General features: G+C 52.6%; 11 protein-coding genes. 1 reads left to right on the top strand and 10 read right to left on the bottom strand.

Going from position 1 to position 12,083, the window contains the following annotated elements; all coding sequences use genetic code 11:
* Positions 1-34: 34 nt before the first annotated feature.
* From E5354_RS06715 to aroQ, 10 genes are all read right to left on the bottom strand, one after another.
* Complete coding sequence (locus E5354_RS06715; RefSeq protein ID WP_370455919.1) at positions 35-463, bottom strand: D-Ala-D-Ala carboxypeptidase family metallohydrolase; 429 nt, start codon at positions 461-463, stop codon at positions 35-37.
* A gap of 78 nt (positions 464-541) precedes the next feature.
* Positions 542-1,015 carry a 2-amino-4-hydroxy-6-hydroxymethyldihydropteridine diphosphokinase gene (gene folK / locus E5354_RS06710; protein WP_135946860.1) on the bottom strand — a complete coding sequence of 158 codons (474 nt, stop codon included), beginning with the start codon at positions 1,013-1,015 and terminating at the stop codon, positions 542-544.
* A gap of 4 nt (positions 1,016-1,019) precedes the next feature.
* Positions 1,020-4,016, bottom strand: a complete 2,997-nt coding sequence (infB, locus tag E5354_RS06705; protein ID WP_135946859.1) for a translation initiation factor IF-2 — start codon at positions 4,014-4,016, stop codon at positions 1,020-1,022.
* Positions 4,017-4,042: 26 nt separating this feature from the next.
* The gene (gene nusA / locus E5354_RS06700) at positions 4,043-5,299 is read right to left on the bottom strand and encodes a transcription termination factor NusA (RefSeq protein ID WP_123394712.1); all 1,257 of its coding nucleotides are present in this window, start codon (positions 5,297-5,299) and stop codon (positions 4,043-4,045) included.
* Between the two features lie 10 nt (positions 5,300-5,309).
* Positions 5,310-5,777, bottom strand: a complete 468-nt coding sequence (gene rimP, locus E5354_RS06695) for a ribosome assembly cofactor RimP (protein WP_135946858.1) — start codon at positions 5,775-5,777, stop codon at positions 5,310-5,312.
* Positions 5,778-5,971: 194 nt separating this feature from the next.
* Positions 5,972-7,201 (bottom strand): FtsX-like permease family protein, encoded by a 1,230-nt coding sequence (locus tag E5354_RS06690; protein WP_123394710.1) that lies wholly within the window; start codon positions 7,199-7,201, stop codon positions 5,972-5,974.
* Positions 7,202-7,579 carry a 30S ribosome-binding factor RbfA gene (gene rbfA, locus E5354_RS06685; RefSeq protein WP_123394709.1) on the bottom strand — a complete coding sequence of 126 codons (378 nt, stop codon included), beginning with the start codon at positions 7,577-7,579 and terminating at the stop codon, positions 7,202-7,204.
* 61 nt (positions 7,580-7,640) lie between these two features.
* Positions 7,641-8,297, bottom strand: a complete 657-nt coding sequence (locus E5354_RS06680; protein WP_135947174.1) for an O-methyltransferase — start codon at positions 8,295-8,297, stop codon at positions 7,641-7,643.
* Complete coding sequence (pyk, locus tag E5354_RS06675; RefSeq protein WP_135946857.1) at positions 8,294-9,754, bottom strand: pyruvate kinase; 1,461 nt, start codon at positions 9,752-9,754, stop codon at positions 8,294-8,296. The genes E5354_RS06680 and pyk overlap by 4 nt, the downstream gene beginning before the upstream one ends.
* Positions 9,755-9,807: 53 nt before the next feature.
* Positions 9,808-10,236 carry a type II 3-dehydroquinate dehydratase gene (gene aroQ / locus E5354_RS06670; protein WP_123395383.1) on the bottom strand — a complete coding sequence of 143 codons (429 nt, stop codon included), beginning with the start codon at positions 10,234-10,236 and terminating at the stop codon, positions 9,808-9,810.
* A gap of 228 nt (positions 10,237-10,464) precedes the next feature.
* Between aroQ and E5354_RS06665 the strand changes: the two genes are divergently transcribed.
* On the top strand, positions 10,465-11,550 hold the full coding sequence (locus tag E5354_RS06665) for an endonuclease/exonuclease/phosphatase family protein (protein ID WP_246863757.1): 1,086 nt from the start codon (positions 10,465-10,467) through the stop codon (positions 11,548-11,550).
* Positions 11,551-12,083: the final 533 nt, after the last annotated feature.

Raw genomic sequence — 12,083 nt, 5'->3', positions numbered from 1 at the left:
TGTGTTCAAAATTACAATAGATTCTTAACTTTTGTTAAAAGGCAACATGAATCCATAGTCCCCCGTGCTCCGAAATCAATTCGACATGCGGGAGTTGCGACAGTATCTCCATGAGCCGCCGATTGTCGTCGATGTTGCCTGTAGTTATGTCGGCCGCCCGACCGCTCAGGTGATAGGAGCGTTTCGCGCCGCCTACCATGGAGTTAAGCCTCGGGCGCCGATAGCCGCTGTTGACGATTATAGGTTTCTGCAGCAGGTTTCGCGCAGGGTCGAGAACATTGTCGATGAGGCGCTGCATGTTCAGCACCGCTTCGGGAGGGGGAGTGTTGTCAATGTCATGGCGCAGTGCGGTGGAGCTTCGTGAGAGCTCGGCGATGGTGAAGTGGCTTACGGCTTCTTTGGCTTTTAACGGAGTGGCTATCTCCATTGTGGCTATTACGGCGATGGGAATGTGTGTTTTCATTGCAGGACAGTAGTTGGTGGTTGTGCCTGCAAAGATAGTGTGGGGGATGCCTCGATTTCACCCCATAATGTCGCGAAGCTACAATGAGGTCATTGAATCGAGCAATTCCTGTGCGGTGAGGTCGAGAATCGGATGCCGCCAATCGGGCCAGAGCAGCGCGAGAGGACGCAGTACAAACTCCCTTAGGTGCATGCGGGGATGTGGAAGCGTCAGTGATTCGGAGTCGATTATGAGGTCGTCGTAGGCTATGAGGTCGATGTCGATTATGCGGTCGACATAGTTGCCGCTCCCGTCGCGATGCGATGCCGAGGATATCGACTTCTCTATGTCGAGCAGCGACTTGAGCATTTTTTCAGGTGGCATGGAGGTCATGGTCACGATGCCCATGTTCATGAATCGGTTGGACGACTCGTAGCCCCACGGGTCGCTTTCGATGATGGGCGAGCGCCTTGCGGGAGAGCCGCATAAATGCTCAATCAGGGCGACCGCCCTGCCGATTGCAGTTTCGCGATCGCCCTGATTGGAACCTATGTTTATGTAGACTTTATGCAAGAGATCAGAGTTGCTTCTTTACTTCAACTTCCTCAAACGCTTCAATGAAGTCGCCTTCCTGAAGGTCGTTGTAGCCTGCGATGCTTAGACCGCAGTCATAACCGGTAAGCACTTCCTTTACATCGTCCTTGAAGCGTTTCAGTGAGCCGAGCTCGCCGGTGTAGCGCACGATACCTTCGCGAATCAGGCGCACCTTGCAAGAACGCTTGATTTTTCCTTCACGCACGATTGCTCCGGCGATTGTGCCCACCTTGGAGATGTGGTAGGTCTGCAATACTTCGGCGGTACCGAGCACCTCTTCCTTAAGCTCGGGTGCAAGCATTCCGGCCATTGCGTCCTTGACCTCCTCGATGGCTTGATAGATAACCGAATAGAGTCGTATTTCAACGCCTTCACGCTCGGCGGCACGACGGGCGGCCTGTGAGGGACGCACCTGGAAGCCGATGATGATCGCATCGGATGCCGCAGCAAGAGTGACATCGCTTTCCGAAATCTCGCCCACAGCCTTGTGAAGCACGTTGATCTGTACCTCTTCGGTCGAAAGCTTGATGAGTGAATCGGACAGGGCCTCAATCGAACCGTCGACATCGCCCTTGACGATGATGTTGAGCTCGTGGAAGTTGCCTATGGCGCGACGACGGCCAATCTCCTCGAGGGTTGTACGCTTATTGGTGCGTAGTCCGAGTTCGCGCTGAAGCTGTTCGCGCTTGTTGGCGATTTCGCGGGCTTCCTGCTCGGTGGCCATTACATTGAATGTGTCGCCTGCGGTGGGTGCTCCGTTAAGACCGAGTACAAGTGCGGGAACTGCCGGACCGGCCTCCTTTATGCGCTGGTTACGCTCGTTGAACATAGCTTTCACCTTTCCGAAGTGAGTTCCGGCAAGGATTATGTCGCCAACGTGGAGAGTTCCGTTCTGTACAAGCACTGTGGCCACGTAACCGCGACCCTTGTCGAGCGACGACTCGATGATTGAGCCTGTTGCGGGACGGTCGGGATTGGCTTTAAGGTCGAGCATTTCAGCTTCAAGGAGCACTTTCTCCATGAGTTCGTCGACTCCGAGGCCCTTCTTGGCCGAGATGTCCTGCGACTGGTATTTTCCGCCCCAATCCTCAACGAGGTAGTTCATGGCTGCGAGCTCCTCCTTGATTTTGTCGGGATTGGCGGTGGGCTTATCAATCTTGTTGATGGCAAATACTATAGGTACGCCTGCTGCCGATGCGTGGTTGATGGCCTCAACGGTCTGGGGCATCACGTTGTCGTCGGCTGCGACGATGATAATACACAAGTCGGTGACCTTGGCTCCGCGGGCACGCATGGCGGTAAACGCTTCGTGACCGGGTGTGTCAAGGAATGTAACGCGTCGGCCGTCGCCGAGCTTGACATTGTAGGCTCCGATGTGCTGGGTTATACCTCCGGCCTCGCCTGCAATCACGTTGGCGTTGCGGATGTAGTCGAGCAACGAGGTTTTACCGTGGTCAACGTGTCCCATTACGGTGACAATCGGCGGACGGGTGGTAAGGTTGTCCTCATCATCCTCTTCCTGATGTATGGCTTCAACCACTTCGGCTGAAACGTATTCGGTCTTGTAGCCAAACTCCTCGGCCACAATGTTTATGGTTTCGGCATCAAGGCGCTGGTTTATCGACACCATTACGCCGAGATTCATGCACGTTGCTATTACGTTGTTGATGGGTACATCCATCATTACAGCGAGGTCGTTGGCTGTAACAAATTCAGTGAGCTTCAGCACCTTGCTCTCGGCTGCTTCCATTTCGGCAGCTTCGCGCTCGCGTGACTGGAAGGCCTCGCGTTTTTCCTTACGCCACTTCGCGCCTTTCTTCTGGCCTTTGTCCTTGTTGGTGAGGCGTGCAAGCACTTCTTTTACCTGCTTCTGAACATCCTCCTCATTGGCTTCGGCGTGGATGGGTCGCTTGTTGCGCTCCTTGGATTTGGGCGCTCTTTCGCGTTCACGGTCGCGGTCGCGATCTCTGTCACGCTCACGGTTGCGTTCGTGGCGAGAACCTCCCCCTTGTCCTTTTTCCGAATCACCGCCACGCTGTGAGGGCTGCTGGTTGGATGTCTTTTCGATGTCGACCTTCTCCTTACCGATGCGACGGCGCTTTTTGCGGTCGCCCGACTGCTGTGCACCGGCACCACCCTGAGCGTTCTGGGCTGCACGATCCTTGGCTATACGCTCGTTGCGGCGCTCTTCCTTGCTCTTTTTCTTGGGGCGAGTCTGCTGATTGATTGCCGACAGGTCGATTTTCCCGATTACGTTGAGCTGAGGGCCTGAAACGGTGCGTTCCATTGTAAACACATCGTCGGAGGCTGCGGGCTCATCCTGAACCGGCTCCTTCTGGGGCTGAGGTTTGGGCTCTTCCTTTGGCGCGGGAGCTTCGGCCTTTTTCACCTCGGGCTTTACTTCGGCACGAGGCTCCTGAACGGGCTTTGCAGCGGGTTCGGGTTTTTCGGGCTTGGGCTCGGCTTTAGGCTGGGGCTTGGGTTCAGGCTTCGGTTCTGCCTTGGGCTCGGGCTTGGGCGTTTCTACAACCTTAGGCTCGGGCTTGATTACCTCGGGCTTGGGCTGAGGCTTGGGCTCGGGTTTGGGTTCAACCTTGGGTTCGGGCTTGGGAGTTTCTACGGCCTTGGGCTCGGGCTCCGATTTCTTTACGGGCTTGCCGTGAGCGTCAAGGTCGATGTGTCCCACCACTTTGGGCTTGATTGTGGTTGTGGGGATTTTTATCTCCTTAGCCTCGGGCTCGGCTTTGGGTTCGGGTTTTACCGCTCTCTCTTTCTGGCGGTCGGACGAGAGCTTCTCCGACTTGCTCTTTTGAGCTTTATCGCTGCTGTAAGCCGCTACCAACAGGTTGTAGGCATCCTCATCGATACGTGAATTGGGATTCATGTCGATGTTGATGCCCTTGGATTGAAGAAATTCAATTACTGTGGGAAGGGCAATGTTTAAATCTTTTGCTACTTTGCTTATCTTTATTCTCGCCATATATGTGAAAAGGGGGTTGTCGAAATTTAGTCTTCAAATTCAGCCTTGAGGATGGAAATCACCTGATCAACGGTGTCCTCTTCAAGGTCGGCCTTCTCGATGAGAAGGTCACGCGGCATTGCAAGCACGTTTTTGGCGGTGATGCAGCCGATGTTCTTGAGTGCGTCGATGACCCATCCGTCGATTTCGTCCTTGAACTCGTCGAGATAGATGTCATCGTTGAACTCCTCGCCGGTGTCGCGATATACATCGATTACGTAGCCGGTGAGTTTTGAAGCGAGCTTGATGTTAAGTGCGCCCTTACCGATTGCAAGAGGCACTTCCTCGGGACGGAGGAACACTTCGGCGCGTTTCTCCTCGGTGTTGAGCCTGATCGACGATATCTTGGCGGGGCTGAGAGCTCGCTGTATGAATAGTTCGGGATTGGATGTATAGTTGATTACATCGATGTTTTCGTTGCGCAATTCACGCACGATGCCGTGGATGCGTGAGCCCTTGACACCTACGCATGCTCCTACGGGGTCGATGCGGTCGTCGTAGCTCTCTACGGCTATCTTGGCGCGTTCTCCGGGGATGCGTGCCACGGCGCGTATGTTGATGAGGCCGTCGTGTATTTCAGGAACCTCAAGCTCAAAGAGGCGGCGCAGGAATTCGTCGGATGTGCGCGATACGGTGATGCGGATGTTGTTGTTCTTGTTGTCGACGCGAAGGATGACGGCGCGCACTGTTTCGCCTTTGCGGAAAAAGTCGCCGGGGATGGCTTCGCTCTTGGGGAGAAGGAGCTCGTTTTCCTCTGAGTCGATGAGGAGGGTTTCTTTGCTCCAGGTCTGATAAACTTCGCCTGACACGAGGTCGCCTTCACGGCCCTTGAACTGTGAATAGATGGCCTCTTTCTGCAAGTCGAGAATCTTGGACTGAAGAGTCTGGCGAAGGTTCAGGATTGCGCGGCGGCCGAATTTCTCGAATATGATCTCGCGGGTGTGCTCTTCGCCGATCTCCACTTCGGGGTTCTGGTCGGCGCGTGCATCGCTGAGCGAGATTTGGGTATAGGGATTCGTCACCTCTCCGTCGGGGACAACTTCGAGGTTCTGGAATATCTGTACGTCGCCCTTGTCGGGGTTCATGATTACATCGAGGTTTTCATCGGTGCCAAACATCTTGGCCAACACATTGCGAAATGACTCCTCAAGCACGGAGATCATCGTTGTCTTGTCGATATGCTTAAGCTCCTTAAATTCGGCAAATCGTTCCACCATGTTGGTGGTTTCCTCTTTCTTAGCCATAGGGGTAATCTTATTTGAATTGTATTAAATATTTCACGTATTTGTTATCGGTAAATTTCATTTTCAAAGGCTCGTTCACGATGACGGGGCGTTTTTGTCCGGGCTCCTTGACCTTGCGGGGCACCTCGATGGTGAAGTCGTCGTCGCCCACCTCGGTAAGCACGCCTTTGAGCTTGCGGCCGTCGCCGGTGAGCACTTCCACCTCGTTGCCGATGTTTTTTACATATTGGCGGCGTATCTTGAACGGTGAGGTCAGTCCTGCCGAACCCACCTCAAGCTCGTAGTCCTCGACATCGCGGTCAAATGTTTCCTCGATGCGGCGGGTAAGATCGGCGCAGGTGTCGATGTCGACTGCCGTGTCGCTGTCAAGCTCCACGATTATTGATTTGTCGGGCTTCACCTGTACCTCTACGAGAAATACATCGGTATCGGCTATCGCCTCTTGGATGGTGTCGATAAGTAATTGCTTGTCTATCATCGTGAGATTGTTGAGTGAGAATTACATAAACAATCAGAGGGGACTGTCGCCCCCTCTGGTTGTCGAATCTATTTGCAAAGATACGATTTATTTATGCGATATGCAACTATACGGTTTTTGAGGAGTGGCGCATTACCGACTTATATTGAATTTTTAATAAATATTAACTTTAGTCAGGCGCGTTTGATATCTGCTTATGCCTTCTTGCGGTTGAGCCGGCGGCGCGTGAATATCGAGGTGACGGTCGATGTGAGCCACCCTATTAATGCCACGAGGGCGAGCACTGCAAGCAGGTCGATCCACTCGACGCGCACAGGGTAGGTGTCGATCGACATTGCGTCGTGATTGCCTCCGAGCTTGATGAATCCTCCCCACTGCTGAGCGAGGCTGAGGATGACTCCGGCGATGATGCCTATGACTCCTCCAAGGAGCGATATGAGCCATCCTTCGAGCAGGAATATTCGGGCTATGGTGTTACGTGACGCTCCGAGGGAATAGAGGGTGCGTATGTTGTCGTCCTTCTCGATGACGAGCATCGACAGTGTGGATATGACATTGAACGATGCTATGATGAGGATGAATGCGAGCAACAGGAAGGTTATCCACTTTTCGATGGCTATCATCCTGAACGATTCCTCTTGCTGGGCCATGCGGTTTTTCACCTTAAAGTCGGGGCCTAACGCATCGCGTAACCGCGATGCGGTCGATTCGATGTTGTCGTCGGCTTTGATTTCAAGTGCTGTGGCTTCAGTGGTGTAGTCGAGAAGTTTTCGCGTGACATCTATAGGCACGATTATAAGGTCGGTGTCATATTCGGGCTGCTCGACCTGAAACACTCCGCCCACAAGCAGCGAGTCGGCGCGGAACGAGCTTGCCGGATTGGCGGGATTTATCCTTCCCGTGCGTTTGGGCGCGTAAAGCATCAGCTGCTGTTCAAATCCGGGATGTGCCTCAAGGCTTATGGCGGCACCTACGCTCAGTGTAGCGAAATCGCCGAGGTCGTCCTCGGTCAGCAGGAAGTCGCCGTCGTCCTTCACTATGTCACGTATGCCGGTCAGTATGTCATAGTCTGGTGTTACGCCTTTAAGGGTCACGGGCATCTGGTGAGGCCCGTAGATGGCGAGCGCCCGCTCCTCGATTGTGGGAGCTGCCGTCATGACACCCTCGACATTGGCTACGACGGCACACAGCGAGTCGGCATCGGCTATGGCCTTTCCCCGCACTGGCTCTATGCGCAGGTCGGGCGACAGCTGTGATATCTTCTCTGATGCGAGGTCGGTGAATCCGTTGAACACCGAGAGCACGCACACAATGGCCATAGATGCCAGAGCCACCCCGGTCACCGAAATGAGGGAGATGACATTGACTGCACTGTGGGTTTTCTTGGAGAAAAGGTATCGTAAGGCGACTCGGAGTGTAAACATTTACTGCTCGGGCTGTTGTGTGGGCTTCTGGTCTTCCTTGTGGTCCTTTGCCAGGAGGTTGTCGATGTTTTCAAGATAGTCGAGCGAGTCATCGAGATGGAAAGCGAGCTCGGGTGTCTTGCGCAACTGGTAGCGCACCTTCTGGGCCAGCTCGTAGCGTATCGTCTTCGCGCTGCGGTTGATGCTTTCGAGCATTTCGGCGGCTTTGTCCGACGGGAATACCGACAGGTAGGCTCGAGCTATGCTTAAGTCGGGCGACACGCGCACTGCGCTCACCGACACGATGACGCCGTGGGTTTTGGCTGTCTGCTGACGGAATATTTCACTCAGCTCCTTCTGAAGGAGTCGTGCTATTTTTGCTTGACGGGTTGATTCCATGATTATATACTGTTTTTGGTTGAACTTCTTATAATGAATAACGCTCGTGACTGCTGCAATGTTAGCTGTCGATGTGGGATTGGCGTTGCGCTGACGGCTTCTTATATATTATGGTCAAGCCGTCGCGCAGAGGTAACATTACTTTTTCCACACGGTCGTCGGCGGCAACGAAGTCATTGAACGAGAGGATGCCGACGGTCTGTGCGTCATGTGCGCTTTTGTCGGCCACTTTGCCATACCATAACGTGTTGTCGGCGATTATGAATCCGCCGTCGTTGACATGTGGCAGCACGAGGTTGTAGTAGTCGAGATAGTTGCGCTTGTTGGCGTCGATGAACACAAGGTCCCACTTGCCTCCGAGCGACGGCACTATCTTTTCGGCATCGCCTATGTGCAGGTGTATCTGACCGGCTTGAGGCGATTCGTCAAATTGTTGGCGTATGAAATCCTCGAGCTCGTCGTTTATTTCCACCGTGTGCAGTTCGGCGCCTCCCGGCATCCCTTCGGCGAAGCATAGCGCCGAGTAGCCGGTGAATGTGCCCAGCTCAAGCACGCGCTTCGGCTTTATCATGCGTGTGAGCATCTTTAGGAGTCTTCCCTGAAGATGCCCCGAACACATATTGGCGTAGAGGCACATCACGTGTGTGTCGCGGTTGAGCTTCTGCAGGTGCGCTGGTTCCTGGTCGATGTGCGACAATATGTATTCGTCGACTGTCAATTGCATGTGTTGGCTTCTTCAAGATTAGGTAGTTCAAATGACGAGTAGTTCTCGATTATTTTCCCTACGCGGTTGATTTCAAGGAACGATGTGCCGTGACCTTCGCCGAATGATCCTCCGAGATAGGCTATGTCGTCCTCGCGGGTGAGCAAGCCGGCTTCAATCAGGTGCTCAAGCCCGGTTATTAGGTATCGGCGCGATGATTCGGCGCGATGCTGGTGCATGGCTATTACTCCATAGGATAGGGCGAGTAATCTTACCACATGCTCGTGATGGCATATTGCGAGGGTGGGGTAGCTGCCGCGGTAGGATGATATGTAGCGTGCCGTGCGCCCGGTGTAGCTGTCGGTTATTATGGCTTTGGTGCCGAGTGTTGCCGATGAGGCTACCGCCTGTCGCGAAAGAAACGATGTGACATCGGCTTCGACTGTCGGGGTGATGCGTGTGTTGGCAAGCGATTTTTCGACTTCGTAGGCTACTCTCGACATTGTGGCTATCGCCTCTACGGGATATTTGCCATAGGCCGTTTCGCCGCTGAGCATGAGGGCGTCGGTGTGCTGGTTTACTGCATTGGCAATGTCGCTCACTTCGGCGCGTGTCGGGCGCGGGCTGTTTATCATCGAGTGAAGCATTTGCGTGGCCACTATCACCGGCTTGTGTTTGAGAATGCACTTGTTGATGAGCGAACTTTGTATGCCGGGGATTCGCTCGGCGGGTACTTCGATGCCAAGGTCGCCGCGGGCTATCATGATTCCATAGGAGGCGTCGAGGATCTCGTCGAAGTTGTCGATGCCTTCCTGGTTCTCTATCTTGGCGATTATCTTTATGCTGCTGTTGCGTGAGTCGAGTATTTCCTGGATGTCGCGTATGTCCTGTGCGCTGCGCACAAATGAATGTGCGATGAAGTCGAGCCCGAGGTCTACGGCATATCCTATGTTGGTGCGGTCGCGCTCGGTGAGCGACGGCAGGTTTATGCTCGCTCCCGGTATGTTGACGCTCTTGCGCGAACCGAGTTCGCCTCCGTTCTGCGCTGTTGCGTATATTTGGTATCCGTCGATGCTGTCGATGAGGAAGTCGAGCTCGCCGTCGTCGATTAGCAGGTGCATTCCGGGGCGGATGTCGTTGGCGATGTTGGAGTAGGAGAGGTATATGGTGTCATTGTCGGTGGTGCCGTTGGGGTCGCCGATGAATGTCACTTTGTTGCCGGCCGAGAACGACAGCGTAAGGTCGTCCTTGTTGGTCGTAGTGCGTATCTCAGGCCCTTTCGTGTCCATTAGTATCGCTATCGAAGGTGACACTGCGCGAACATTGTCGACTATTCGGCGGAAACCTTCAAGCTGGAGGTGTGCCGAATTCATTCTCACGACATTGAGGCCGTTGTCGTAGAGCGACTGAATGAACGGTATGTCGCATCGACGGTCCGATATGGTGGCTACTATTTTTGTAAATTTGTTCATTGTAGAGTGAATTATAGGATTTTGAAAAAAATATGCGTGACACAGCTTCGGCATTATTGCCGGCTGTTCAAGAGGTGTTCCAACGCAAGTCGGTAGCTGTCGAGCCCGAAGCCTGCGATGACTCCGCGGCACACTCTCGATATCATTGAGTGGTGACGCACCTCTTCTCGCGCGTGTACATTACTTATATGTACTTCTATCACCGGCGCATTAATGGCTGATATGGCATCGGCTATGGCGAGCGAGGTGTGGGTGTAGGCTCCGGCATTGAGCACCACGCCGTCGGTTGCTCCGAATCCCACTTCGTGGAGCTTGTCTATGATGTCGCCCTCGTGGTTGCTTTGGAAGTATGCTATGTCGACCTGCGGATATCTGTTGCGCAACTCCTCCAGATAGGAGTCAAATCCTTTTGAACCGTATATTCCGGGTTCTCTGATTCCGAGCAGATTCAGATTGGGGCCGTTGATTATGGTGATGTTCATGTCGAAATTGTTTTTGCTCATTAAGCGTTTACTCATGCAAAGTTACTAATTATCGGTGAATTTTCATCAAAATCACCGTTAGCTATACATTAATATATTATTATGTAGCGATATTATCTGCATGGAGGTTGCTTTTTGCATGGTAAAGTTGGCGCGATTGCGTGAAATGTTATATATTTGTGATATGTTTTCATGTCTGATTTTAATTGAAAATACATAATCATTATCATGCGTCGACTAATATTCATATCCTTTTTTGCACTGATTGTGGCATTAAATGCCGTGGCCGGTAAGCGTGACGCTTCGTCTGATTCCGATAAGCAATATCTTATCGTGGGTGTCGCCTTCTATAATTTGGAAAACCTGTTTGACACGATAAATGCCAACGGCAAGTATGACCTTGAGTTTTCGCCTCAAGGTGCCCGCAAGTGGGATAGCGACAAATATTGGAAAAAAGTCAACAACCTTGCGCGAGCCATATCGGCCATGGCTACCCCCGAAACTCCGCTCGGTCCTGCCATAATAGGCATCAGCGAGGTTGAGAACCGCAGCGTTGTTGAGGATCTTGTGAAGGCTGTCGACAATCGTCTTGCCGAGGAGGGGCGCGACCCGTGGGGATTGCAGATTGTACACCATGAGTCGCCCGACCTTCGCGGTATTGATGTGGCGTTGCTATACAATCCGCTCTATTTTGCCGTTGAGAATGTCACGGCTCACACTCTCGTGATTCCCGACAACCCCGATTTCCGCACTCGCGATCAGCTGTGCGTTACCGGCTCATTGCTTGACAAGCCCATGAGCTTTATTGTCAACCACTGGCCTTCGCGCCTTGGCGGACAGGATGAGTCGAGCTACCTGCGTGAGGCTGCCGGCGAGCTGTCGAAGCACATTGCCGATTCGCTTTGGACCGTAAACCCCGATCAGGGTGTAATCGTGATGGGCGACTTGAACGATGATCCGTTCGACAAGTCGTGTGCCAAGTCGCTCGGTGCTGTGCGTGACATGAAAAAAGCCAAGCCTCACGGATTCTATAACCCGTTCTGGCGTGTGCTCGATCACGGTGTCGGCACATTGGCCTATCGTGGTAAGTGGAATCTGTTTGATCAGATTATACTCTCGGGAAATCTTGTCGACGGCGAGGATGTGGGGCTGCAGTATTGGAAATGCACCGTGTTTAACAAGCGATTCCTGCGCACGCCTTCGGGTCAATATAAGGACACTCCGTTGCGCACTTATTCGCGAGGCGAATTTCTGAACGGCTATTCCGACCATTTCCCTACCGAGATTTTTCTCCTTCGTGAGGTGACTGAATGAAAATATAATTAGTCTGTCGATTTTTTTTGCGACACAAATATTTAGAAAAGATGACTCTGCTTTCAATGCACGGTCATCTTTTTTTCGTGTTCTGCAGGTGTTGATTCCCAGGCGATTGCGGATTTGTTTGGGATTTTGATTGAAAAAAGTGGCGAAAAAATTTGGCGGTTACGGACAAAGGGTGTAACTTTGCACTCGCTTTTGAGAAAGCGGTCATCCGGCGGAGGCCGGGACGCTCCGGAAGGGCGGCAACAAAATTTTGAACAAAAAGTTTGCGGGAATGAAAAAAACGTTGTAACTTTGCAACGCTTTTCCCGGAAAGCCCGAGAGAGCGAGGACATTGAAATTATTACAATAGACAAGAAGTAGTACAAGAGAAGGGTCATGTTAAACATGATTGCCACTCTGTCAATTCTGCGATAGCACAACACTCCGGCCAGGGGGTCGAGATGGAAGCGTTTCCGTCAAGACACAGAAAAAAAATAAGAAAAAAGATACAAACAACGAAGAGTTTGATCCTGGCTCAGGATGAA

It is taken from the genome of Muribaculum sp. NM65_B17, from assembly GCF_004793735.1.
GTDB classification, from domain to species: domain Bacteria; phylum Bacteroidota; class Bacteroidia; order Bacteroidales; family Muribaculaceae; genus Muribaculum; species Muribaculum gordoncarteri.
Note: the sequence above shows the minus strand (reverse complement) of the source record. Positions and strands in the feature narration are given on the sequence as shown.